The 25,430-nt window shown below is 54.5% G+C and carries 16 protein-coding genes; 5 read left to right on the top strand and 11 right to left on the bottom strand.

The annotated features are described in order from the left end of the window. Window positions 1–6 precede the first annotated feature (6 nt). From sufB to DS739_RS08455, 3 genes are all read right to left on the bottom strand, one after another. Window positions 7–1,497, bottom strand: a complete 1,491-nt coding sequence (sufB, locus tag DS739_RS08445; protein ID WP_006116544.1) for a Fe-S cluster assembly protein SufB — start codon at window positions 1,495–1,497, stop codon at window positions 7–9. 3 nt (window positions 1,498–1,500) lie between these two features. After that, a complete protein-coding gene (locus tag DS739_RS08450; RefSeq protein WP_035352634.1) occupies window positions 1,501–1,965 on the bottom strand; it encodes an SUF system Fe-S cluster assembly regulator in 465 nt (154 codons plus the stop codon). A 123-nt stretch (window positions 1,966–2,088) separates the two neighbouring features. Continuing rightward, window positions 2,089–3,453, bottom strand: a complete 1,365-nt coding sequence (locus DS739_RS08455; protein WP_006116542.1) for a DUF445 domain-containing protein — start codon at window positions 3,451–3,453, stop codon at window positions 2,089–2,091. A 104-nt stretch (window positions 3,454–3,557) separates the two neighbouring features. On the opposite strand from DS739_RS08455, the gene DS739_RS08460 reads away from it, so the two are divergent. Then, window positions 3,558–6,356, top strand: coding sequence for a phosphoenolpyruvate carboxylase (locus DS739_RS08460; protein WP_006116541.1), 2,799 nt, complete (start codon window positions 3,558–3,560; stop codon window positions 6,354–6,356). Window positions 6,357–6,402: 46 nt separating this feature from the next. Here the strand turns inward: DS739_RS08460 and DS739_RS08465 are convergent, their stop codons facing one another. The 5 genes from DS739_RS08465 to DS739_RS08485 form a co-directional block, all read right to left on the bottom strand. After that, entirely contained in the window at window positions 6,403–7,428 is a 1,026-nt protein-coding gene (locus tag DS739_RS08465) for an alpha/beta fold hydrolase (protein ID WP_035352689.1), read from the bottom strand. A gap of 147 nt (window positions 7,429–7,575) precedes the next feature. Next, on the bottom strand, window positions 7,576–9,663 hold the full coding sequence (gene fusA / locus DS739_RS08470) for an elongation factor G (protein WP_006116539.1): 2,088 nt from the start codon (window positions 9,661–9,663) through the stop codon (window positions 7,576–7,578). Between the two features lie 228 nt (window positions 9,664–9,891). Then, entirely contained in the window at window positions 9,892–10,197 is a 306-nt protein-coding gene (rpmB, locus tag DS739_RS08475; protein WP_003624085.1) for a 50S ribosomal protein L28, read from the bottom strand. A gap of 117 nt (window positions 10,198–10,314) precedes the next feature. After that, window positions 10,315–10,608, bottom strand: a complete 294-nt coding sequence (locus DS739_RS08480; protein WP_035352632.1) for a hypothetical protein — start codon at window positions 10,606–10,608, stop codon at window positions 10,315–10,317. Between the two features lie 96 nt (window positions 10,609–10,704). Beyond that, window positions 10,705–12,546 (bottom strand): ABC transporter ATP-binding protein/permease, encoded by a 1,842-nt coding sequence (locus tag DS739_RS08485; protein WP_050793144.1) that lies wholly within the window; start codon window positions 12,544–12,546, stop codon window positions 10,705–10,707. Window positions 12,547–12,637: 91 nt separating this feature from the next. On the opposite strand from DS739_RS08485, the gene DS739_RS08490 reads away from it, so the two are divergent. Beyond that, window positions 12,638–13,510, top strand: coding sequence for an NUDIX hydrolase family protein (locus DS739_RS08490; RefSeq protein WP_035352626.1), 873 nt, complete (start codon window positions 12,638–12,640; stop codon window positions 13,508–13,510). Between the two features lie 4 nt (window positions 13,511–13,514). On the opposite strand, the gene DS739_RS08495 is transcribed toward DS739_RS08490, so the two are convergent. The 3 genes from DS739_RS08495 to DS739_RS08505 are packed head-to-tail and all read right to left on the bottom strand — an operon-like array spanning window position 13,515 to window position 21,074. Continuing rightward, window positions 13,515–16,505 carry a [protein-PII] uridylyltransferase gene (locus tag DS739_RS08495; protein ID WP_006116534.1) on the bottom strand — a complete coding sequence of 997 codons (2,991 nt, stop codon included), beginning with the start codon at window positions 16,503–16,505 and terminating at the stop codon, window positions 13,515–13,517. Window positions 16,506–16,510: 5 nt separating this feature from the next. Continuing rightward, window positions 16,511–19,159: a DNA mismatch repair protein MutS gene (mutS, locus tag DS739_RS08500; RefSeq protein ID WP_035352623.1), complete on the bottom strand. Its 2,649-nt coding sequence runs from the start codon at window positions 19,157–19,159 to the stop codon at window positions 16,511–16,513. A gap of 40 nt (window positions 19,160–19,199) precedes the next feature. Beyond that, complete coding sequence (locus tag DS739_RS08505; protein ID WP_006116532.1) at window positions 19,200–21,074, bottom strand: tetratricopeptide repeat protein; 1,875 nt, start codon at window positions 21,072–21,074, stop codon at window positions 19,200–19,202. Window positions 21,075–21,158: 84 nt separating this feature from the next. On the opposite strand from DS739_RS08505, the gene DS739_RS08510 reads away from it, so the two are divergent. The 3 genes from DS739_RS08510 (at window position 21,159) to thrC (ending at window position 25,427) form a co-directional block, all read left to right on the top strand. Next, the gene (locus DS739_RS08510) at window positions 21,159–22,664 is read left to right on the top strand and encodes a carboxypeptidase M32 (RefSeq protein WP_006116531.1); all 1,506 of its coding nucleotides are present in this window, start codon (window positions 21,159–21,161) and stop codon (window positions 22,662–22,664) included. Between the two features lie 143 nt (window positions 22,665–22,807). Further along, a complete protein-coding gene (locus DS739_RS08515) occupies window positions 22,808–23,959 on the top strand; it encodes an L-dopachrome tautomerase-related protein (protein ID WP_035352620.1) in 1,152 nt (383 codons plus the stop codon). A gap of 67 nt (window positions 23,960–24,026) precedes the next feature. Continuing rightward, on the top strand, window positions 24,027–25,427 hold the full coding sequence (thrC, locus tag DS739_RS08520; RefSeq protein ID WP_006116529.1) for a threonine synthase: 1,401 nt from the start codon (window positions 24,027–24,029) through the stop codon (window positions 25,425–25,427). Window positions 25,428–25,430: the final 3 nt, after the last annotated feature.

Genomic DNA, 25,430 nt, shown 5'->3' on the forward strand with positions numbered 1-25,430 from the left:
ACTCCCTTAGCCTACGCTGCCTTCAAGGCTGATCTGCAACAGTTTCTGTGCTTCCACAGCAAATTCCATGGGCAGTTCCTTAAGAACATCCCGGCAGAAACCATTTACAATCAACCCAACCGCATCTTCTTCAGACAGGCCGCGCTGGCGACAATAAAAAAGCTGATCTTCTGAAATCTTGGATGTTGTGGCTTCGTGCTCAATACGCGCTGCCATGTTCCGGCTTTCGATATACGGCACAGTATGCGCGCCGCATTCATCACCAATCAGCAGGCTATCACACTGGGTGAAGTTACGCGCGCCAGAAGCCTTGGGCTGCACACGCACCAGACCGCGATATGTGCTATCTGAGCGCCCTGCGCTGATAGTTTTCGCAATGATGGTGGAGCGGGTATTGCGCCCGATATGAATCATCTTCGTGCCTGTATCTGCCTGCTGGCAGTTGTTGGTAACAGCCACGGAATAGAATTCACCCACAGATCCATCACCTTGCAAAATGCAGGATGGATACTTCCATGTAATGGCAGAACCTGTTTCCACCTGTGTCCATGAAATTTTGGAGCGAGCCCCACGGCACGCGCCACGCTTGGTCACAAAGTTGTAGATACCGCCGCGCCCTTCGGAATCACCGGGGTACCAGTTCTGCACCGTGGAATATTTGATGGAAGAATCTTCCATCGCCACCAGCTCCACCACTGCCGCATGTAGCTGATTTTCATCCCGCATAGGGGCTGTGCAACCTTCCAGATAGGAAACGGAAGCACCATCCTCCACCACAATCAGGGTGCGCTCAAACTGCCCTGTATTGCGCGCATTGATACGGAAGTAGGTGGAAAGCTCCATCGGGCAACGCACCCCTTTGGGCACGTACACAAAAGAGCCATCGGTAAATACTGCGGAGTTAAGGGCGGCATAGAAATTATCTGCCACCGGCACTACGCTGCCCAGATATTTACGCACCAGTTCTGGATGTTCCTGCACGGCCTCAGAAATAGGGCAGAAGATCACCCCTGCTTCTTCCAAGGTTTTACGGAAAGTGGTGACAACGGAAACACTGTCAAACACCGCATCTACAGCAACAGGTGGACGCGCCGTTTCACCTTCGGGCAATTCCACACCTGCCAGCATAGCCTGCTCATGTAGGGGAATACCCAGTTTTTCGTAGGTTCTCAGAAGTTCCGGATCAACCTCATCCAGAGATTTCGGGCCTTCTTTCTTGCGCGGAGCGGCATAGTAATGCGCATCCTGATAATCAATCGGCGGGTAAGAAACCTTGGCCCACGTAGGCTCCTTCATGGACTGCCATTTGCGGAATGCCGTCAGGCGCCATTCCAGAAGCCATTCTGGTTCGTTCTTACGCGCAGAAATCAGGCGGACGATGTCCTCATTCAACCCTTTTGGGGCGAGATCCATCTGAATATCTGTTTCAAAGCCCCACTTGTAAGTGGACTGGCCGAGCTTTTCGACCGCTTCGCGGGTTTCAGTAACTGCCGGCATGGTTCAGATCCCCTCACGTGGCATAGCAGCGCCGGGCTGCGTATTGGATCGTGGCATGTTTGAAAAACACGATGCCTTGCTGCGCATGCTTTCCAAGGAAATGCCCTCCAACGTGGTTCGTATGGCCTGATTAATGGTATCCCAGCTGCCACACAGACCGCACGACACGCCGGTATCACACTCTCCGCCATCTACACAGGCTGTAAGCGCAATCTTGCCATCTACGGCTGTAATAACACTGGCAACAGAAATATCTGCCAAATGTCTGGCAAGGCGGTATCCGCCCTTTGCCCCACGCTGGGAAAGCACAAACCCATGCGCAGACAGCACCTTAAGCACCTTGGCCACTGTTGGCTCTGGCACCCCTGTAATGGCTGCAAGTGTTGGAGACGTTACAACGCCTTCCTGCTCACCCAGTTTTACCAAGATGACGATTGCATAATCCGCCAGGCGGGAAAGTTTCAGCATTATCTGCCCTTGACCCAATTAAAGACCTGAGCGGTCCTGTTTCGGATACATGGCGACACACTGCCCTTGCGTCAACCCAAAACAAGCGGACAAAAGCATCCAGCGCAAACGTGATCGGCTGCCTTACTGCGCGTTCAACCCAAATAGAAGCCGCAATACGGCAAAAAGCAGCGCCCCCACACCAAAGCCAACCAGAGTGCCGTTAAACCGGATAAATTGCAGATCCTTGCCAACCCGAAGTTCCAGTTTTTCAGCTATTTCCACAGCATTCCAGCCAGAAACCACACGGGCAATAAACTCTGCCATACGTTCACGCATGAAAGGGAGCATCTTTAAAACAGTGCGGTTTACGCTATCCATAATCCGTTGCCGCATGTTCTGATCATAGCGCATCTGGGCAGCCATGCGTTCAAGCGCATCCTGCACCACGGATGCTATGCGGCCTTCTGGATCTTCCACATCTGCTTCCACCATACGCCGAAAGCGCAGCCAGATGTCTCCCCACCACCCCACAACACTTTCATGGGAAAGCACGCTCATAATGGTTTGGGAAAACTCTTTTCCCTTTTCAGGGTCTGTTTCTATGCGGTCAATCTGGCCACGCACCCAGTTGGTAAAGCCTTCACGCAGGCTAGAATTCTGTGGGTCGATTCGCTCAAGTTCCTTGGCCGCTGCCAACAAAACCTTGGTGGCAATAGATCCACCAATGGCCCAACCAAGCAAACGGCCGCCCTGTTCACGCACGCGCTCTTCAATCATCTGGCGCAGCGCGCCTTCTTTGGATTGTAACGCATCCTTGATCTGCTCAAGCAGAAAGGAGAGTACTTCCTGATGCTTGTCATCATCCACAAGGCTGCGCAGGGCACGCGCAATAATAGGTGCTAGATTACTGCCACCCAATAGCTTGGGCATAACACGGGCAACTGCATTGCTGGCGCGCCCATCTTCCAGCCTGTCCAGCATCTGGGGCAAAGAGCGTGTTATGGATTTTACCAAAGCATCCCGCGTGCCGGGATCATCCAGCATATCCGCCAAAAAAGCAGGAAGATCGACCTGCCCCAATACGCGCTCAACTTCCTTTTGGGTAAACACCTGCCCCGCAACAAACCGCCCCAGTGCGCGGCCAAGCCTATCCTTTTGTGCAGGTAAAATAGCGGTGTGCGGAATGGGCAAACCCATAGGCCGACGAAATAGCGCCACCACGGCAAACCAGTCTGCCAAACCGCCTACAACGCCTGCCCGCGCCCCAGCCCGCAACATTTCCAGCCAGAATCCATCTCTTACCCATCCGGCGGCTGGTGCTGCATACCCCAACACCGTTACCCCAGCCATAAGGCCAACCAGCCCTGTAGCTGCATTTTTGTATCGCCGCAGTGTCTGGCGGGCAGCGAAATCCGCGTCCTGATGAGGTTGAGATGTCATATCCCACTCAATAGCACTGTGCGCAAACACCCCCAAGAGTGCGTGAGCTGGTTGCATACAAAACATAGACGTGAAAAGTTGTTCATCATTCTTTTCAAGCTATTTCGTTGTTATTTCGATTCATTCCGGCTTTATAACTGTTTTACTGCAGGAACCTTCAGGACGCCCTTATGACTATGGATAACACATCTTCTCTTTCCCGTTTGGACAGTATCCTTGCGTCCGCCACTGCTCGGCCAGATGTCGGCATAGCAGCTGAAGGCACAAATCCTGTTATGGGTATCGCGCTCCGACTGGGGGAAGCTTTTGCCAACAAGGAAATCTCACAGGCAGATATTGTAAGCCTGGTGCAAAAGCTCCGTGATGAAGCCTTTCTGGCGCGTGCCCGTAAACTGCACCGCTATGTAGGCGGCGCAACACTTGAAGCCACACAAGAAAAGCTTCGTAATGTTGCACGTTCGGTAGCAGACACATGCCCTACCGGTTCTTTTACAGAGTATCAGGATCGCATTTCCGCCATTCAATTTGCAGCGGTTTTTACAGCACACCCTACTTTTGCCCTCAGCAACCCAGTGTACGCGGCTTTGGCAGAAAGTGCATCCCAAGCCATCCCCCCGCAGGAAGCACCGTTTTTTGAAACGCACAGACGTTCTACGCCTCCTACGCTGGAAGAAGAGTTTACACTAGCTGCACAAGCCATCACCCGTGCGCGTGACGCCATGGATTTGTTAGCGACTGCTCTGCTGGAAGAAGCTGCCACCCGTTGGCCACAGGAATGGACAAGACTGAAGCCCTGCCCGGTTATTGCAACCAGTTGGGTTGGCTACGATACCGATGGCCGCACAGATATTGGATGGTGGGATACTCTACGCCTACGCCTACGTATGAAACTGTTCCAGTTGATGCGGTTGGAAAGCCAGATCATGCACGAAGGCTTACTGGCCCCGGAACTCACAGAAAAACTGCAACGGGCCATTGCCTGTGTAAAAGAACAAATTAGCGCTGTTCCTGCTGGCCCTGCCGATGCGCAAGCTGTGGCAAATTTTGCAAAACTTCTGGTTTCTCAGCGCAATACAGCACTAACACACGCTGCAGAACTAGATAGCTTGCTTGAGGCTGCCATTAATACAGCGCCGCCTTCTGCACGCATTCCACTTGCTGTTGCCCGCGCTGGGTTTGTGGCGCATGGGCTGGGATTGGCCCATACACATGTGCGGCTCAATGCCTCCCAGATTCATAACTTTGTGCGCCAGAAGCTAAACCTGCTGGATGACCCCAACAACCCGGCCCATCGCCGAGCATTGCTGAACCAGATTAACGAGGCGCTAGAAGCTGTTACGCCTGTCCCGGTAGATTTTGGCGCACTGCTGAGCGATCCTTCCAGTGCTGGCCGGTTGATGATGACCATTGCGCAAATGGTCAAATTTATCGATTCCGATACACCTGTTCGCTTTCTGATTGCAGAAACAGAAACCGGTTACACGTTGCTCTCCGCCCTATGGGTGGCTTCCTGCTTTGGCGTGGCAGATAAAATTGAAATCTCGCCACTGTTTGAAACTGAAGATGCCCTTATGAACGGTGAGCACATTGTGGAAGAAGCCCTGCGTTCTCCCACATGGCGTGCATATATCCGTCGTATCGGCCGCATGTGCTTCCAGTTTGGATATTCCGATTCTGGGCGGTATGTCGGCCAGTTGGCCGCAACGTATCAGATAGAGCGCCTGCGCCTGCGCATCCATGATCTACTGGTTCGATGGAATATGCAGGATATTACCGTGGTGTTTTTTGATACCCACGGTGAAAGCATAGGCCGCGGCGCGCACCCTTTCCGTATGGCAGATCGACTGGATTACCTTTCCCCACCCCATGTGCGGGCGCGGTTTAAAGCCACAGGCATTGCCTGCCGTGAGGAAACAGCTTTTCAGGGGGGAGATGGCTATCTCCTTTTTGGTACGCCGGAACTGGCAGGCGCCACAATGGCCACCATTGCGGAAAACCTGTTTCTACCCTTACGGCAGGAAGAAGACCCTATTTATGATCAGCCCGATTTTTCGGCTGATTTCTTCTCCAGCATTAGCGAGGGCATGAAAAAACTGGTGGAAGACCCCGGTTATGCCGCGTTGCTGGGGGCTTTTGGGCCTTCCCTTATTGATAGAACCGGCTCTCGGCCACCTGCTCGCCAAAGTGCAGAAAGCGCAACCCATAAGCGTATTACTCACCCCAGCCAGCTACGCGCCATTCCCAACAACGCGATCCTTCAGCAACTCGGATGGTGCGCCAACACCTTGCAAGGCTTGGGAGCAGCTGTACGCCGCCACCCGGAAACCTTTGAAACATTCCGTACATCCAGCCCGCGTTTTCATCGTGCTCTGGATTTTGCCCAACATGGTCTTGCGTGCTCGGATGACAAGGTTCTGAAAAGCGTTGTCTGTTTGCTGGACCCTGGCTTCTGGCTCGATCGCGCTACCGAGGAAAAAACATCGGCCCGTCGGAAGGCTTTCCTTTCCCTGATGCAGGATCTGGAAAAGCTAGACCTATCAGCCGAACTTCTCACTATGTTCCGCCGCATTCAGGCCGACCATCTTGCGTTAAGAGAAGCTTGGGAGCACGCACCACGCACAGAGCCTCAAATCCGGCTTCTGCATGCCATCCGCATTATGCTTATTGAGCAAATATGGCTTTTGGCATGCCGTGTGCCCTTCTTTATGCCCCGTGGGGGCTTTAACCATGATGTCATGATGCAGCATATACTGTGTCTGGATATTTCGGTTGTGCTGGAAGAGCTTGAGCATATCTTCCCCACCAGCACTGGCCCAACCAACCTTGATTTTCATGAACCACGCGGCCCGCGCGAAGAAGGTATTTACGAGCGCGAGCACAGAGACATCTTTGTGCCAATGCAACAGATGTTTGAGCTTATTCGTGAAATCAGCGTCGCCATCATGCACAATATCGGCGCTTTTGGCTGAGGTCTTTTTATAAAATAAGGGGCTGCCTTAATGGTGGCCCCGCACTTTATCTGCCCCCTAGAAAGCTCTCCACAGCCAACGTAAAGAGCTGCGGATTCTGCAAAAATGCAAAATGGCTGGTATTAGGCAGCACCAAGAGCCCTGCCCCTTCTACCGTAGCCGCCATATGCTCGGCCTGAACACGCCCTACAATACCATCATGATCTGCGGCAGCCACCCATAACGGTGCTGTTATCCGCATAAGATCTGCATCCGTCCAATTGGGTTGCCTGCTGCGCATAGTCTGCACTGTAGATTCCAGATCTCCAAACCTATGTGGTGTGGAAGAAAGCTGCCTGTATTCCTGCCGGGTTCTTTCCATAAAAGATTTGTAAGCAGGAATATCTCCTGCGCGTGCGAGCAGACCATCTGGAGTGCTCCACGGTGCAAAAGCAAATATCCGGCTGACACTGCTGGGGTGGCGCATACCAACGTCTAGCGCCTGCACTGCGCCATCCCCCCATCCCACCAAGGCCACGCGCCGCAGGTGTAAAAACGCCATAACTGTTAGCACATCATCGGCCAGCAAATCATACCCCAAGGGCAAAGCCCCCATTGTGCTGCGCCCATGCCCACGCATATCCATCACAATCACACGGCATCTGGCACGCAAAAGCGCACGGGCAAGGGCTCCCATATAATTGGAATTGGCCAAACCATCGTGCAATAGCATGACGGGCACACCCTCTCCCGCCGATGCATAATATAATTGGGCCTTACCTTGTGCTGGCACCATGCCCGTATCAACAGGTAAGCCACCACTTTCAGCTTCCAGCGCCAAAGGTGTGGGCGGTAAAGCACCCCAATCATACACCCCATTGATAGGCGGCATTTTATCTACGGAAGACGATGCAAAAGCCAACGAAGGAGCCTGAGCAAAGGCTTTATGGGTAAAAAAAACCGATGCCATGCCCCCCAGCGTAAACTGCATAAGCGCACGCCGGTTTACCCGTGTTTTCTGCGCGGTCTCATCCATTGCACATTCAAACAGCTTCGGCATCTTGCTCGTCTTTCCGTTTCTTTTCTGCGCCATCACACATACCCAGCGCATGACATATTCATGCCATACCATGCCGCTTTGTATTTAGCGCACGCAACGTAATCTGGTTTTGCACAATAAAAAAGCCGCCCCCTTTACAGGAAGCGGCCTTTATATTCCGAAACCGAAAAACGGCTGAAATTACTTGGACTGAGCCATAATTTCTTCAGCAACGTTACGCGGCACCGGATCGTAATGATGGAACTGCATGGTGAAGGAAGCGCGGCCCTTCGTCATGGAGCGCAGGTGAGAAATGTAGCCGAACATTTCTTTCAGCGGCACATAAGCACGCACCATAACGGTGGAGCCGGAGGTTTCCTGGCTCTGGATCATGCCACGACGACGGTTCAGGTCACCCACCACGTCACCAACGTGATCGTTCGGGGTGGTGATTTCCACGTCCATGATTGGTTCCAGAATAACCGGACCAGCTTTTTTCATGCCATCACGGAAGCAAGCCTTAGCCGCGATTTCGAACGCCAGAGCGGACGAGTCAACGTCATGGTACTTACCGTCAAGCAGCGTGAACTTGAAGTCCACTGTCGGGAAGCCTGCCAGCACACCAGTAGAAGACTGAACGCGAATACCCTTTTCAACGGCCGGGATGTATTCTCTGGGAACAGAACCACCAACAACCTTGTTTTCGAACAGGATACCTTCGTTACGTTCAACCGGCTGGAACTCAATCTTCACTTCAGCGAACTGACCGGAACCACCAGACTGCTTTTTATGGGTATAGGTTTCCGTATGCGGCTGCGTGATGGTTTCACGGTATGCCACCTGCGGTGCACCCACATTTGCATCCACACCATATTCACGACGCAGACGGTCGATAATGATGTCCAGATGCAGTTCGCCCATGCCGGACAGAATGGTCTGGCCTGTTTCCTGATCGGTCTTGAGCTGCAGGGAGGGATCTTCACCAGCCAGCTTCTGCAGTGCCAGTGTCATCTTTTCCACTGCGTCCTTGGTTTTCGGTTCGACGGAGATGTCGATAACCGGAACCGGGAAGGACATACGTTCCAAAACAACCGGATCTGCCGGATCTGCCAGCGTATCACCTGTCTGAGAATCTTTCAGACCCACAAATGCAGCAATGTCACCAGCGTGCACTTCTGTCAGTTCTTCACGCTTATCAGCATGCATCTGATAGATACGGCCGATACGTTCCTTGTGGCCCTTGGTGGTGTTCAGAACCGTATCACCGGTTTTGAGCACGCCGCGATAAACGCGCACAAAGGTCAGCGTACCGTACTTATCGTTAATGATCTTAAAGGCCAGACCAGCAAACTTACCATTGGGGTCAACCGGAATGATGGGCTGGTTTTTTTCGTCGTCTTCTTCACCTTCCGGCGGAGCACAACGAATACCTTCAACATCGTCTGGAGCTGGCAGGTAGTCGATAATGGCGTCAAGCAGAGGCTGCACGCCTTTGTTCTTAAACGCCGTGCCGCACAGAACCGGACGGAATTCGCCAGAAATAGCGCCCTTTTTGATGCAGCGCTTCAGGGTTTCAACAGAAACGTCACCCTTTTCGAAGTATTCTTCCATGGCTGCATCATCCACAGCCAGAGCCGTATCCAGCAGGTTCTGGCGTGCTTCTGCAGCCTTTTCCTTCAGGTCAGCCGGAATTTCTTCATCGTGAAACTTCGCGCCAAGTTCACCGCCTTCCCAGACGATGGCCTTCATTTCCACCAGATCAACAACGCCAACAAACTTGTCTTCTGCGCCAATTGGCAACTGCAGCGGGATAGCAACGATATCCAGCTTTTCTTTCAGCGTATCAAATGCGCGGTAGAAGTCTGCACCGGTACGATCCAGCTTGTTGATGAAGATGATCCGAGGCACCTTGTAACGGTCTGCCAGACGCCAGTTGGTTTCGGACTGCGGCTGCACACCAGCCACACCTTCAATAATGAACACGGCCCCATCGAGCACACGCAAGGAGCGGTTCACTTCAATGTTGAAGTCGATATGTCCGGGCGTATCAATAATGTTGATACGGTGGCCGTCCCACTCACAGGTCACTGCGGCGGACGTAATGGTAATACCACGCTCACGTTCCTGAGCCATGTAGTCTGTTGTGGTGTTACCTTCGTGCACTTCACCAATTTTATGGGAAACACCGGTGTAGTACAGCATACGTTCGGTCGTGGTCGTCTTACCTGCGTCAATATGCGCGGTAATACCGATATTACGAATCTTGGACAGATCGGATGTGGCGGACACGAAAACCTCCAGAAAACAGGTCAGGCGCGAATGGGAATCCCTTCGCGCCTGTGGCCGCCGCGCGCCGTATTGGCACCTGTGATGTTAAAATCTTCAGGAAACCCGGCTGCCGGAAACCGGCCGATAGACGACGATGTCTGGCACCTTGCCGGACATCTACACCGCAGAAACCGGTCCACTCCACCAAAAGAGCAGATCCGGCTCCACTGAATTAGGTAAACCCCTGAATCAGGCGCCTGCGGCTGCCTGTTTTTTGGCCTGAGCGCGCAGAACGCGGCGCTTGATGACCTGTGCTTCTTCAGGAAGCTTGCGGTTAGGCGTGCTCAGCAGGAATGCATCCAAGCCGCCATTGTGTTCAATGGTGCGCAGGCCACGAGCACTTACGCGCATACGCACGGCAGAACCCAGAGTTTCGGAAACCAAGGACGCATCCTGCAGGTTCGGCAGGAAGCGACGGCGGGATTTGTTGTTAGCGTGGCTGACGTTGTTTCCGGTCAGCACACCTTTGCCGGTAATCTGGCAACGACGGGACATTGTCTCATCCTTGTCTTATACAAAATAGGAACAGAGGGCCGAGACAAGCGCCCGGCGACCACATTCAGGATTGGCGCGGCTTATGGCTTAGCCACGGCTTTCAGTCAAGGGTTGTGCTCAGGCTTTCTCGTTTTCCTGCCCGGTCTGTGCCCGAACAGACGCATGCACTTCACCCGATCTGACACTCTGAGCAGCTGAATCGAGAATGCGCAAAACGGTGTCCTTATCCATAATCTGGGCAAGAATACCTACAGAATTACCCAAAAGAGCGGATGCCACTGCCAGCGGCGGATATTTTTCACTCCGCAGATGTTCAATAGCGTGCTGAATAACCATATCGCACCGCGCCAGATCTTCGGGCACATCCATGTTCGGGCCTGCTGCGGGAGTCTGCCCTGCTGTTTCGGTCATCTCTTTTGATCCTTCATTTTTCTGCGGCCCACATTCTCTGCGGGCGCGCGATTCGTCAGACACAGCCAAGCCTTACCAGCAGGCCTCCGCCTTTTATCACGTCTCCTGCCCGCTTTCTCCCCCCTGAGCAGCCCACATGGATGCATACACCTCATTCTGGGCCAGCAGGGCTGCATGCGTGCCACGCTCAACAATATGCCCCTTGGCCATCACCAAAATTTCGTCTGCATCCACAATGGTGGACAAACGGTGGGCAATAACAAGAGTTGTGCGGCGTGCGGAAACCGTTTTAAGCGCTGCCTGTATTTCTTTTTCAGTATGTGTGTCTAACGCACTCGTGGCCTCGTCAAGCACAAGAACGCGTGGGTCTTTCAAAATCGTGCGGGCAATGGCCACTCGCTGCTTTTCTCCGCCGGACAGTTTAAGCCCGCGTTCACCCACCTGTGTTTCATACCCTTCGGGCAAGGACATGATAAAATCATGTATCTGCGCCAACTGGGCCGCATGCTGCACCTCTGCCGGTGTAGCCCCTAAGCGACCATAGGCAATGTTGTAACCAATGCTCTCGTTAAACAGCACGGTATCCTGCGGCACCACACCAATGGCGGCGCGCAAGTCTGCCTGCCGGTAATCGCGCACATCGTGCCCATCTACCAACACAGAACCCGACCACACATCGTAAAACCGAAACAACAACCGGCTGATGGTAGATTTTCCCGCCCCTGTCGTGCCTACAATGGCAACCTTACGGCCCGGCGCCACCTCAAAGCTGATACCGTGCAGAATTTCACGCTCTGGCCGGTATCCAAAATGCACATCCCTAAAGGCCACCCGTGCAGGCGCAGAAACCTGCAAGCGTGTGGCTATAGGGAGAGGATGCGCAGGATCTGCAACTTCCACTTCCTCTTCCGTCAGCCCTAGCATGTGCTCCAGATCAACCAGTGCAGTGCGAATGGCGGAATAGACAGAACCCAGAAAATTCAGTGGCCCATAAAGTTGCAGCAAATACGTGTTGACCATAACAAACTCGCCAACCGTAATGCGCCCAGCCTCAATATCGTGCCCACCCAACAGCATAATGGCCGTAAGAGACAAAGCGATAATGGCTGCCTGCCCGAAATTGAGAAAACCTAATGAATACTGCGTTTTGCGCGCGGCCTGTTCGTAGCGCGCCTGTGCACTATCATACCTTTGGGCTTCGTGCGTTTCGTTGCCAAAATATTTTACGGTTTCGTAATTCAGCAGGCTATCTAGCGCCTTGCCTGTGGCCTCGCTGTTGGTTTCATTCATCTCACGCCGGATTCCCAACCGCCAAGATGTAAACCGTACGGTAAACAGAATGTAGGCCGCAATCATCAGCGCCATCAGCGCCACATACTGCCAATTAAAAACACGCCAGATAACCACCATCACCAACGCCGCCTGCAGGATGGTGGGGGAAATAGACATGATCATCCGCAGCAGCGTTTCCACGGCCTCTGTGCCGCGCTCAATAGCACGCGTGACCCCTCCGGTGCGCCGATCCAGATGAAAGCGCAAGGAGAGCGCATGCATATGCTCAAAACTACGGTAAGCCGCCTGCCTTGCCACTCTAAACCGGACTGGCGCAAATAAAGCATCTCGCAAATTGGTAAGGGCCGCGGAAACCAGCCGCACCAATCCGTAACAGAGAATTAAAGCCGCAGGCGCCATGGCCAACGAGTGAGGATGCGTAAACCTATCCACCACCTGGCTGTAAACTAACGGAACACCCAACGTGGCCAGTTCGCCCCCAAGCATAACCACAAGAACCAGTACAACCCGCCAACGCAGGGCACGATTTTCCTGTGGCCACAAATATGGCAGTAAACGCGAAAGTGTGATGGAAACCGGCTTTTTAAGCGGCCCGGCAGCCGCGCGACGTGGTGGCATAACTCGCATGTGCCATGCTGGGCGCATTTTGCAACCCCGCCACACCTTGCCACCGCCTTTGCCACACCCGATAACAACCTTAAACACGCTCGGCACAGTTCAACAGGATTTTGTTTCCATGTCCCCCGACATCACGCCCTTTCTTCGGCATCTCAGGCAGTGCAACACTGCTATCATTCCTGGCAAACGTGCCCCTTTTTCTCTGGCTGGCACATCTGCCGGGTGGATTACGCCAGAACTGTTCGACAGGCTGGAAAAAGCAGGCTTGGGCAACCGCACAACAGGTTTTAACCTGCCAGACCCGAGCAAGCTGGAAGCTTTTGGTGAAGCTTTGGCGCAAGAAGGTTTTTACCGCTCCCACCACGAACTATTTGATGTGCGAACAGATGTAGGTGAACCTGCCATTGCCCGCATTGATCGTGGAGCCTTGCCTCTTTTTGGGCTGGTGGCCACGGGCGTGCACATGAACGGGCTGGTGCGCAAAGCAGACGGTCTTTATCTGTGGACAGGACGCCGGGCTGCAAACAAGCGGCTAGACCCTTCCAAGCTAGACCACTTGGTAGCAGGCGGCGTACCTACAGGCCACACCCCGCGTGAAGCCCTGATTAAGGAAGCAGCAGAAGAAGCCAGCATTCCCCACAATCTTGTAGCTCAGGCACAGGAAACGGGGCATCTGGTTTACGCCATGGAGCGGCCAGAAGGACTAAGGCGAGATATTCTTGTTTGTTATGATCTCTACCTGCCTGAAAGCTTTGAGCCAGAAGCCGCTGATGGCGAAGTGGAATCTTTCGCGCTGTTGCCGCTAGCTAAAGTGTTTCAGATTGTGCGAGATACGGATGAATTTAAGTTCAACGTCAATCTGGTACTGATTGATCTGTTCCTGCGCCATGGCCTGATAGATGCCAACACATTAGCAGGCCAACAGCTACGCACGGGGCTTAACCACGGTCTTTCCGCTGCCAGCCCCGGACACCACCCTGTTTCAGCCTGATTTTTCAGGCTGAATAGCGGGCATCTGCGCAAGCGCTGGCCTCGGCTTCAGCTTCCTTCAGCCCGGCCAGCAAGCGCTCACGGATTTCCTCCAGCCGTTTTTTATCCGTAATTTTCAGGCCAAACAGGTCTTTTACGTAAAAAACGTCCACTGCCCGCACGCCATACGTGGTGATATGGGCAGAGGCAATTTGCAGGTTCTCACGGCTCATGGCGGCCGTGACATCATGCAGTAGGCCGGGACGATCGCGCCCGTTGATTTCAATAACGGTGTAAGTATTGGAAATGCCGTTATCTATCACCACACGTGGCGGAACATGAATGGCCCGCATACGCATGGGCATATGGCCAAATCCGGCCCGCGCAATTTCTTCACTAATATCAATATGGCCGCTTAAGCCCTGTTCGATCAAAGATGCCAAACGGGCAAGCTTGTGTGTTTCTTCATAGGCCTGTCCAGAGGTATCCTGAATCCAGAACGTATCCAGCGCCATGCCGTGTGTCATGGTATGAATACGCGCATCCACAATGGAAGCCCCCGCCAAAGCCAAAGCCCCTGCTATTTTGGAAAACAGGCCCGGCACGTCCACTGTGTAAATGGTTACTTCCGTTACCCCACGCGCAGGCAGAGGCAACACTTCTACCGTAAGTGGTGCATCCTTGGCATCTGCCGCCCGGATAAGCCGTGCATGGCGGCGATGTGTCTCATAGTCAAAGGAAAGCCAGTAACCAGCGTAACCCAGCCCTAAAAAGCGCTCGATATCCTTTTGGGGCACACCTTCTTCAGTGAGAATATCGGCTGTAATTTCCTTGGCATGGCGCACGCGCACATCTCGTTCCGTGGTAGCCAGACCACCGGCCAGAACTTCTGCTACACGCACATATAGCTCACGCAGCAACGTGGCCTTCCATGCGTTCCACACGCGGGAACTCACGGCGCGCATATCCACAATAGTCAGCAGCAACAGCAGCCGCAGACGTTCTGGAGACTGCACAATGTCTGCCACATCCAAAATGGTTTTGGGGTCATCAATATCGCGCTGGAACGCTGTATGGCTCAGCAGCAGATGATGCAGCACCAACCACGAAACAGTTTCTGTTTCTTCGCCGGACATACCTAAGCGCGGGCAAAGTTCAGCCGCAATTTCCGCCCCGATTTCAGAGTGGTCTCCACCCCGGCCCTTGGCAACATCGTGCAATAGAACGGACATATACAACGCCCGTTTGGAATGCAGCCCTTTTACCAGTTCATAGGCAATGGGGATTTCATCCGCCATGCGGCCAGAGGCCACTTCATCCAGAATACGCACGGCTTCTATGGTGTGCTCATCCACCGTAAACACATGGTACGTATCAAACTGCATCTGCCCGACAATGCGCGCCCAATCTGGAATCAGACGGCCAAAAATGCCGGTTTCGTTCAGAATATGCAGCCAGTGCGCATGCCCTGCGGGCGGATATTCCCCATAAGCGGCAGAATAGGACAAACCACTTTCTTCCACTACGGAAGGCACAGAAGCCGTTGCCGGACGACGGCGTGGTTTTTGCTCCACCGTGGATTCATCACCACACAGCAGATCAAGGAAAATACGCGCGGCTTCCGGGTTATCCCGCAGGCTGGTAGCCCGCCGCTCCCACCGGATGAGCTGATGCCGCGCCAACGGGTGCAGCGGACGGCGGCGCACACGCGCCCAATCCAGAATCTGCATCATTTTAATGGGTTCTTGATCGAAACTTACGCCACGATCAGGCAGAATCTGGCCATCCAGTAAGGTAAACCCGGCTTGCCGCATAGCTTCATCTGGCTTGGCGGCATTGGCCACCGGCCCTTGGGCCTGCCGAAGCACAGCGGGTTCTAAAACATGGGTTAACCGCATAACTTCCCGGGCTGTCAGGAAGTAGTGGCGCATAAAGCGTTCTACCCCATTTTGGCGCCCGTGCCGGGTATACCCCATGCGTGCGCCAATAACGGGCTGCATGTCAAAGGTCAGCCGTTCTTCTGCACGCCCTGCCACGTAGTGCAGATGCAAACGCACTGTCCACAAAAAGTCCCAAGACCGGCGGGCACGTGCGGCTTCCTGCTCTGTGAGCAGCCCCATCCAGATAAATTCCGGAGCCAGAAGATCTTTGACATGGCGCGTGCCAAAAGTGTTGCGGCACATCCAGTACAGGGTTTGCAGATCACGCAGCCCCCCGCGCCCTTCCTTTATGTTGGGCTCTACCAGATACGGGCTATCACCAAACCGCCGGTGGCGTTCCAAACGTTCACGCCGTTTGTCATGAATAAAGCCAGCGGCACCTGCATCCACACAGGCTAGAATATAACGGGCCTCAAACGTGGCAAAAAGCGCTGAATCCCCAGCCAACAAACGCGCATCAAGCAGCGCGGTGCGCACTGTGGTATCTTTTTTAGCTTCTTCAATACATTCATTGATTGTGCGGGTGGCATGCCCCACCTTCACACCCAGATCCCACAAGAAATATAGAACGTATTCAATAAGCGGATGTGCCCGTTCTGCACTTTCTTCCGCCACCAGAAACAGCAGATCAATATCGCTGAACGGGGCCAAAAGCCCGCGCCCATAACCACCCGTGGCGGCAATGGCAAAGCTGGGCAGCATGCCACTTTCTACAGTGCCCGCCCCAATGGTGGCGCGTACGGCCAGATCAACAATGGCACGCACCATAACATCGGTAAAAACAGCTATCTTTTTGGCTGCCCCAGCGCCTTTAAGTTCATGCCGTTCAAAACGGTTGCGTATATCCGCCTGATACCGCCCAAGATGACGGCGGAAAATGGCAACAGCATCATCCCGTTCAGGAATAACCGCATCTTCCGGTGTTGCATCTCTTAATTCCCGCGTCAGACACGCAGAAAGCATTTCTGGCGTTAGGGTTGCCAGCATGGTCATGTCGGACTGCTGCGCTGCGGCAGGCTCTACGGAAGGGGTGGGCATGAGAGGCGAGTTCTGCTCCTGAATGGGGTCTGGCGTCATAGTGTTTAGTCTGCCACTTGCGCATGTTCTTCCTGCGCCGCTTCCTTGCGCAATTCGTACAGAAGATCCAGCGCTGCGCGGGGTGTCAGACTATCCGGGTCGATTTCTATCAAACGTTTACTTAACGTATTTTGGGGCTCTGGGGGTAATGCCTTCTGCGTGTCAAACAACGGAAGAGGTTCGGGTATTGTATTTTCAGCACGTTCCAACTCCCGCAGCAGGCGCCCTGCCCGATCCACCACAGCGTGCGGCACACCAGCCAGCCGTGCAACGTGTACACCCCAGCTTTTTTTGGCTGATCCTGCAAGCACTTCATGCAAAAACACAATTTGCCCCCGCCATTCCCGCACCGCCATAGTATGCAAAGAAAGCCGCGGAAGTGTATCCACCAGGCGCGAAAGTTCATGAAAATGCGTTGCAAAGATTGCACGGCAGCGCACGCTTGAATGCAAAGCCTCCAGCACAGACCATGCTATTGCCAAACCATCCAATGTGGCCGTGCCGCGCCCAATCTCGTCCACCACAACAAGAGAACGCGGGCCAGCTTGGTTAAGAATGGCGGCAGTTTCCGTCATTTCCACCATAAAAGTGGAGCGCCCGCGCGCCAGATCATCCGAAGCCCCTACGCGAGAGAAAAGCTGATCCACCACTCCGATTCGGACCCGGTCTGCCGGAACGGGGAACCCTCCTTGCGCCAGAATAACTGCTAGCGCTGTCTGGCGCAGGTAGGTGGATTTACCGGCCATATTGGGCCCTGTTAGCAGCATAACGCGCTGCTGCGGTGCCAGATCACACGTATTGGGTGTAAAACGCGTGCCGGCTGGCAAGGCTGCTTCTACTACCGGGTGGCGGCATCCTTCCAACGCGAATGCGAAATCCTCCGTCACCTCTGGCCTGCACCACGTGCCACTTCCCGCAAGATCTGCACAGGATTGCAAAACATCCAGCACAGCCAAGGCCTGAGCCAAAACCGGCATACTGCGTTCTGCCAGAACCTGTTCTACCAACGCGCTGAATAACTCTTTTTCACGCTGAGATGCTTTTTCTGCGGCCTCGGTTATACGGGCATCCAGCGTTGAGAGTTCTTCTGTAGCAAAACGCGCATTGCTGGCTGTGCCTTGGCGCAAGATAAGTTCTGGCTTGTCCTTCAGCTTGGCGCTGGCCGCCACGGGCACTTCCATCACGTAGCCAAGCTGCGCATGATGACGGATTTTAAGGCTGTTTAGCCCATAATGCGCGGCATACTTTGCCTGCAAGCCCGCTATCAGACGGCGTGAATCATCTCGTAACCCTCGGTATTCATCCAGTTTGGCATCATAGCCCTGCGCGATAACGCCGCCATCATCCAACCGTGCTGGAAGGTTTTCAGCCAGCGCACGCATGAGTTCAGCCTCTAGCGCTTGCCCTCCGCCTAACCTTGTAACCGCTTGATGTAACACCGGAGGTAATGAGCCAGCAGAGGCCGTAAGAATACGTGCGGCCTCCCGCGCTACCATAAGGCCATCGCGCATGGCGGCCAGATCTCGCGGTTGCCCACGCCCAAGGGATAAGCGACCTAATGCCCGAGCAATATCCGGTGCTTTTTTGAGTATTCCACGCAACGCCTCACGCCGCACAGAATCTTCTTTCAGCCACCACCAACCTTCCTGCCGGGCAGCAATCTGGCCTGCATGTGTAAGTGGGGCCGCCAGCCACTCTGCCAACATACGCGCACCTGCGGCACTGACCGTACGGTTTACGGCGGAAAATAGCGTGTGCTCATCCCCTCCATCCCGCGCACGCAAAATATCCAAACTGGCCCGTGTGGCCGGATCTATGCCCAGAATCCCGCTTTCGTTTTGTGGAACAGGATGTGCCAAACGTGGCAACTTGCCAGCCTGACTACGCTGAACGTATTCCACCGCCATGGCAGCGGCCACGCTTTCTTCATCCGTAAAAGTGCCAAAGGCTTCTATGCTGGCCACATCAAAGGCACTGGCCAAACGCTGGCGGGCCGTATCTGCGCCAGATGCCACAGTTTCCGGCGCACGGCGGGCCTCATAATCCGCCAGATTGAGAACGGCAGGTGCAAGAACTTCCGCAGGGTCCAAACGGCCTAAAAGCGCGGGAAGCCCCTTGCCTGTCAGGCTTTCAGTTTCAAATAAGCCGGTTGAAACATCAATCCACGCCGCGCCAATAACTGTATCCGCAAAGGATGCCTCAGCTTTTTTGCCTTTTCCCTGCGGCGCTGTGAGCGCCAGCGCAAGCAAAAGGTTGGAACGCCCCGGTTCCAGCAATTCATCTTCTGTTAGCGTGCCGGGGGTAATCACCCTTACAACACCACGCGCCAAAGGCCCCTTGTTTGCTGGCCTGCCTTTACGGGGTGTTTCTGTCTGCTCTGCCACCGCCACCCGGAAACCACGCCGGATCAGACGCGCAAGATAAGCTGGGGCCGCCGCCACAGGCACCCCACACATGGGAATCGGTTCCCCCGCATGGGTTCCGCGTGCTGTTAGGGCAATATCCAGCGCGGCGGCAGCAGCCGTGGCATCATCAAAAAACAGTTCGTAAAAATCGCCCATACGGAAGAACAGCAGGGCTTCAGGATTTTCGGCCTTGAGGGTAAACCACTGCGCCATTGCCGGCGTAGCGCCTTTGGAGGAAATGCGTGTCATACCGCTATCATAAAGTGCTCTCGCACAGCGGCAACAGCCTTTAGGGCACCATATCCGTGCGTTTTTCAGCCATCTTCTGCAAAACCTGCACAACAGTTGCGATACAGGGCTGCCACGGGGCATCACCCTCGCCGGCCTGAGGCTGGCGAATAACCCTAACGGAAGGATACCACAGGCTTCGCACCTCTCCATCTAGCTGCATAATGGTGGAACCAGCCGCCCAGCGCCAGTCTCCACCAAAGCGATCCAGCAGCAACACGGGCAGCCCGAGTAAACCACCCAAATGCGCTATCATCGTATCCACGGTTATCACCACATCCAGCCCCGCCATAATACGGAATGTGTCCAGCACATCCCCTTGCGGCAATTGTGCCATTGGAAACGGAGTTTGCTGCGCTTCCGCATTTTTTTGGAGAGACTGAAACACAATATTATTCAGCCGCCCCAATGGTTCGAGCACTTGCGGATTGATCGAACGCCTGCGATCAAACTGATAAGTTGGGTTACCCGCCCAACATAGCCCGACATGCAAAGCAGATTTTTTGCCGGGTGCAGACTTTTGAACACCCGCAATATCGGGCTGCCACGCAAACGGCGCTTCCATCCCCAGCACATCAGGTAGGCTCATAAGCCCGCAAGCTGCTTTAGCTTTTAAAGTGCGCTGGCTTGTACATACCGTTACATTTGGCAGGCGCGCCACATCCATCTGTTGCACAAAACTGCGTATGCTTTGCGGCACATACAACAGCACCGGAACGCGCCGCGCCGCCGGAGCAACATAACGCAGAAATTGCAATACATCGCCCAACCCTTGCTCTGCATAGAGCAACACCGGGCTTTCCTGTGGCGTACCGTCCCATTGCGGCAAGCCAGCCGCACACGCCGGAGGGGCAACAATCTGGCGGCGTGCCGCAAACAATTTCCAGCCCTGAGCAAAACGACCTTCCGCTAAATACAACACGCCGAGGTTCATCCGTGCACGAGCGGCATCCATACTTTTGCCTGCTAGGGTTTCTGCCTTGCGGAACAATGCCTCTGCCCGCTCATTCTCTCCTAAATCAGCAAGAGCCGTAGCGTAATTGAGCATCAAGCGGGCATCATTCTGCTGTAATGCACACGCAAGTTGGAGTTCTTGGGCAGCATTTTCCAACTGCCCAAGCGCCATATGCACCAGCCCCAGATTGCTGCGTGTTTCTGCCGCTTTGGGTTCTAATTGCACAGATTTTGCCAGAACATCTCGGGCCTGCTCATAACTGCGCGTGGCAAACAACGCTGCTCCATGGTTAGCCAGAGCAGGCGCAGATGTTGACAACTCTGCGGCCACAACCCGAAAATAGGGTTCGGCTTCTGCCGCCTTGCCTGCTCCATGCAGGATCATGCCATGTAGATTTTGCGCAAACAGATTTTGTGTATCCAGCCGTAAAGCTTTGCCGGAAACCTCTATCGCTTTTTCCAACTGCCCATGGCGGGACAAAAAAGCTGCCAGCGCCAGATGGCGTTCCTGCTCCAATGGCCGCAATCTTATGGTCGTGCGCAAAGCGCGTTCGGCCTCTGCAATACGATGCTGTGCTTCCAGAACCGAGGCCATAGCATCATGCGCGCGTGGGTCTCTTGGTGATGCAAGAACAGCAACATGAATGGCTGCCCGTGCAGCCTCTATTTGCCCTTCTGCCAACAAAGCCAAACCCAACGTAATATGAAAATGCGGTTCGGCCTGTAACTGCACAGCCTTGGCCGCCAAGGCCACTGCTGCGCGGTTATCTCCACCCGCACGCGCCACACAGGCCATGCCATGCAGTGCGCCCGCATGGCCCGGATTCTGCTGCAAGCAGTTTTGCAAAACACGCAAAGCCTGTTCCGCATTACCCTGCGCCAGCAATACCAGTGCAGATTCGACCTGTGTATCTATCTGCATGGTTATAGCTAACTCCTTTTTGTCATCTGAGATGCCTCAGAAAGTGCATTCCGTGCGCGGCGTGTATGCTTTACCATATAGGCCATGAATAAAGCCTATCTTTCCCTTGAACGCCACTTTGCCCGCCTTTCCTCCCTGAATGATGCCATCGGCATACTCTGCTGGGATAAAGAGGTGATCATGCCCTCCGGCGCAGCAGAACGCCGGGCAGAAAATCTGGCAATGCTGGAAGGTCTGCGCCACGAAATTCTGACTGCTCCAGTTGTTGCCGAACTACTAGAACAGGCAGAACCGGGTGATGATGTTTGGCGCCGCGCCAATCTGGAAGAAATGCGCCGCCTGCACGCCCACGCCACAGCCTTACCCGGAGAACTGGTGGAAGCCAGCACGCAGGCCACGGCGCGCTGCGAAATGGTATGGCGCACTGCACGCGAGAATGGTGATTTTGCAGCCATTCTTCCCACGCTTTCTGAAGTGCTACGCCTCACGCGTGAAGTTGCTTTTGCTACAGGAGAAAAGCTGGGCCTCTCCCCTTACGATGCACTGCTGGATACGTTTGACCCCGGCACCCGCCAAACAGATATAGACCCGGTTTTTACACAACTTGCTGCTGGTTTGCCTGAACTGATTGGCACAGTGCTGGAAAAACAGAACAGCCTACCCGCCGCCACACCATTGCCTGGGCCATTTTCCGTGCCGCGGCAGGAAGCTCTGGGCCGCCAGCTTATGCAGCAGCTTGGGTTTGATGTAACGCGCGGGCGGCTGGATGTCAGCACGCATCCCTTCTGCGGTGGGGCAACGCATGATGTGCGGCTGACCACCCGTTATGATGAAAATGATTTCATCCCCGCCATGATGGGTGTGCTGCATGAAACCGGCCACGCCCTATATGATATGGGCCTGCCGCCAGCATGGCTCTCTCAGCCCGTTGGGCAGGCCGGGGGCATGACGCTGCATGAAAGCCAATCTCTGCTGATGGAAATGCAGGTGTGCCGTTCCAACGCTTTTGCGGGGTGGCTTGCACCCAAACTTCAGGCCGCTTTTGATGTTCCCACAACCACCGCTGGCTGGGATGCACAAAATATTCACCGGCTTCTCACCCACGTGCAGCCAGGCTTTATTCGGGTTGACGCTGATGAAGTCACGTACCCGGCTCATATTCTGGTACGTTATGAACTGGAAAAAGCACTAATTTCTGGTGATTTACCGCTGGCCGACCTGCCCACTGCGTTTAATGAGCGCATCCATGCACTTCTGGGGCTGCATGTGCCAGATGATGGGCGCGGCTGCTTGCAGGATATTCATTGGCCGGAGGGGCTGTTCGGTTACTTCCCGTGCTACACTCTTGGCGCCCTAACAGCCGCACAACTGCGAGAAGCCGCTTGCAAACAGGTGCCGCAAATTATGCCTGCCATTGCCAAAGGTGATTTTACGCCGCTATTGGGTTGGCTGCGTGAAAACGTGCATAGCCGTGCACGCAGCGCCTCCATGCCCCAGATTGTGCAGGACGCCACAGGGCGCAAACTGGATGCCTCGGCCTATCTGGCCCATATCCAGCGCCGTTATGTGGAACGCGCGGAAGACGCATAAGCCAACGTTTCTTTCCTTCATGTCTGAATGTGGCAGCGGGGCATCCGCCCCGCACAGAACGCGTTTGCATAAACGCCTTACAGCCCCGAGACTGCCACATTCATTTTTCACCCGTTTGCAAGATTTCTGACCGGACGCCCCTGATGAAGCATTCTTTCCTGCGTTCTGTTCTGCCGCGCCGCACGGTTTGCCGTGCCATGCTGGCGGCTGCCCTGCTCTCTCCTTTTGTCGGGAACTCTGCATGGGCAGTGCATATGCCCAAAGTGCCGGAACTTCCTGCGTCTGCGTTGGTGCCTTTTATGCAGTCCAACCAACAGATATGGGATGCCATTCTGCCCTTGCCGGATGGACGGATGTTGCTGGAAGCCCCTGCGTGGGTTGGCAACACAGGCCCGCAATTATGGGTAAGGCAGACTGATGGCAGCCTTGCTCCATACCCAGATGCAGGCTGGAATACCCGTGAGGCCACAAACGATACCCATTTTGTAGCCCTTGCAGGCATGACACGCACCGCAGATGGCAGCATCTGGGTGTTGGATAGCGGCGTACCGAACCGTGAAAAACCACCTGTTGCGGCTCCGCGCCTGATCCAGATTGACCCAACCACCAACACTGTCACCCACACAGTGCCGATAGAAGCCAATCTGCTGCATCAGGGCAGTATTCTTTCTGGCATTGCTGTACATGGCACTACGGCTTACGTGCCGGATTCTGGCGTGGCTGGGCTGTTGCTTATTGATATTCCATCTGCATCCGGTCGGCGTTTTCTGGACCATCACCCTGCCCTTACCGCCACTAAGCCGATCCAGACCCCCACAGGCCCGCTGCTAAACGCGAATGGTCAGGCCATTGCCGTAGATACCAGCATGATTGCCGTAAGCCCGGATGGCACATGGATTGTTATGCAGCCGCCCGCAGGTTTTCTGTATCGTGTTTCCACCTCTTTGTTCACAGACCCGGACGTTACTCCGGCAGCGTTTGAAGAAGGCGTGACACAATGGTATAAAACTCCCGCTTTGGGCGGTCTGACCATTGATAATGATGGCACGCTTTACTGGTCTGATATCACCACAGGTAGCATCCTGAGTTACACAGTTGGGCGCATTCCGCGCCGGTTGGTGATGGATGAGCGTCTGAAATGGCCCACCACGCCCGGTTTGGATGGCCACGGCCATTTGTACGTAGCAGCCAGCCAGCTTGATCACAGCGTAGGGTTTGGTGCTGCAACGCCTTCTATTTCATGGCCGATTACGGTGTATCAGCTTACGCTGCCCACAACGCCTCCACCCCAATAAAGACTCCAGGCTTTTCCCCTAAAAAGGACACTTCGCGGCGTTCGCCATTCAGGATATAAGTTTCTCCATGCGCTATATTTCCACACGCGGGAATGCTCCCGTCCTTTCCTTTGCCGATGTTCTGCTTACCGGTCTTGCCGAGGATGGCGGCCTGTATCTGCCCGAAACATGGCCCGAATTCTCGCTATCTGATTGGGAAAGCCTGCGTGGCCTGCCCTATCCGGAACTGGCAGCCCGTGTTCTGGCCCCGTTTGCAGCACCGGATATAGATCTGGAAACACTGCGCGGCCTGTGCGCCAAGGCCTATGCCAATTTTGATCATCCAGCCATTGTGCCACTTACGCAGGTGGAAGATGGGCTGTTTGTACAAGAACTGTTCCACGGCCCCACGCTGGCGTTCAAGGACATGGCCATGCAGGTGCTTGGCCAGCTTTTTGAACATGTGCTGACCCAGCGGAATGACCACGTCACCATTGTTGGCGCCACCTCTGGTGATACAGGCTCTGCCGCTATTGAAGCCTGCCGTGGGCGGGACCGTCTGTCTGTTATCATTCTGCATCCCAAAGGCCGCACCTCTGAAGTGCAGCGCCGCCAGATGACAACCGTTCTGGATTCCAACGTCACCAACCTCGCCGTTGAAGGCACGTTTGATGATTGTCAGGATCTGGTCAAAGCCCTGTTTGCTGATCTGCCTTTCCGCCGGGAAATGCATCTTTCAGCCGTCAATTCCATCAACTGGGCACGTATTGCAGCTCAGATTCCCTACTATGTTTATGCGGCTCTAAACTTTGGCGCCCCAGAGCGTGAAGTTTCCTTTGCTGTGCCTACAGGCAACTTTGGCAATATTCTTGCCGCTTGGGCCGCACGCAAAATGGGGCTGCCTATCAAGCACCTGTGCGTTGGCTCCAACCGGAATGACATTCTCACCCGGTTCCTGAATGCCAATGACATGACAATCAAAGGCGTGGTACCCAGCCTTTCCCCATCCATGGACATTCAGGTGTCTTCCAACTTTGAACGTCTGCTGTTTGAACTTCTGGGCCGTGATGCTGCTGCCTGTGCACGCATCATGACGGGCTTCCGCGCCACAGGGCATATGGATGTGCCTGAAGAAGTGTGGGAAAATGCCCGCACCGTTTTCTCTGGCCTTGCGCTGGATGATGAACAAACGGAAGCGGAAATTCGCAACCTGCACCAGCAGTCCAATTATCTGGCAGACCCACACAGCGCCATTGGTATTGCGGCTGGCCGCAAATTCCGGCAGGCTGGCGTGCCGATGATTGCAGAAGCCACAGCACATCCGGCCAAGTTCCCAGATGCCATGGTGGCGGCCACGGGTATTCATCCGGCATTGCCTGTGCATCTGGAAGATCTGTTTGAACGCGAAGAACGTTACCGCACTGTTCCGGCAACCGAAGGCGCAATTAAGGACGCTGTGCGCGCTGCGGTACTGGCAAACGCTCCCTAACAC

The sequence above is a fragment of the Acetobacter sp. JWB genome (assembly GCF_003323795.1).
In the GTDB taxonomy this organism is placed as follows: domain Bacteria; phylum Pseudomonadota; class Alphaproteobacteria; order Acetobacterales; family Acetobacteraceae; genus Acetobacter; species Acetobacter oryzifermentans.

What these genes read in the sequence shown, in the direction of transcription:
- sufB (WP_006116544.1), bottom strand. Translation starts at nt 1,497, where the DNA reads ATGCCGGCAGTTACTGAAACCCGCGAAGCGGTCGAAAAGCTCGGCCAG.
- thrC (WP_006116529.1), top strand. Translation starts at nt 24,027, where the DNA reads ATGCGCTATATTTCCACACGCGGGAATGCTCCCGTCCTTTCCTTTGCC.
- DS739_RS08515 (WP_035352620.1), top strand. Translation starts at nt 22,808, where the DNA reads ATGAAGCATTCTTTCCTGCGTTCTGTTCTGCCGCGCCGCACGGTTTGC.
- DS739_RS08455 (WP_006116542.1), bottom strand. Translation starts at nt 3,453, where the DNA reads ATGTTTTGTATGCAACCAGCTCACGCACTCTTGGGGGTGTTTGCGCAC.
- DS739_RS08460 (WP_006116541.1), top strand. Translation starts at nt 3,558, where the DNA reads ATGACTATGGATAACACATCTTCTCTTTCCCGTTTGGACAGTATCCTT.
- DS739_RS08495 (WP_006116534.1), bottom strand. Translation starts at nt 16,505, where the DNA reads ATGACGCCAGACCCCATTCAGGAGCAGAACTCGCCTCTCATGCCCACC.
- DS739_RS08490 (WP_035352626.1), top strand. Translation starts at nt 12,638, where the DNA reads ATGTCCCCCGACATCACGCCCTTTCTTCGGCATCTCAGGCAGTGCAAC.
- DS739_RS08505 (WP_006116532.1), bottom strand. Translation starts at nt 21,074, where the DNA reads ATGCAGATAGATACACAGGTCGAATCTGCACTGGTATTGCTGGCGCAG.
- DS739_RS08480 (WP_035352632.1), bottom strand. Translation starts at nt 10,608, where the DNA reads ATGACCGAAACAGCAGGGCAGACTCCCGCAGCAGGCCCGAACATGGAT.
- DS739_RS08450 (WP_035352634.1), bottom strand. Translation starts at nt 1,965, where the DNA reads ATGCTGAAACTTTCCCGCCTGGCGGATTATGCAATCGTCATCTTGGTA.
- rpmB (WP_003624085.1), bottom strand. Translation starts at nt 10,197, where the DNA reads ATGTCCCGTCGTTGCCAGATTACCGGCAAAGGTGTGCTGACCGGAAAC.
- DS739_RS08465 (WP_035352689.1), bottom strand. Translation starts at nt 7,428, where the DNA reads ATGGCGCAGAAAAGAAACGGAAAGACGAGCAAGATGCCGAAGCTGTTT.
- DS739_RS08485 (WP_050793144.1), bottom strand. Translation starts at nt 12,546, where the DNA reads ATGCGCCCAGCATGGCACATGCGAGTTATGCCACCACGTCGCGCGGCT.
- mutS (WP_035352623.1), bottom strand. Translation starts at nt 19,159, where the DNA reads ATGACACGCATTTCCTCCAAAGGCGCTACGCCGGCAATGGCGCAGTGG.
- DS739_RS08510 (WP_006116531.1), top strand. Translation starts at nt 21,159, where the DNA reads ATGAATAAAGCCTATCTTTCCCTTGAACGCCACTTTGCCCGCCTTTCC.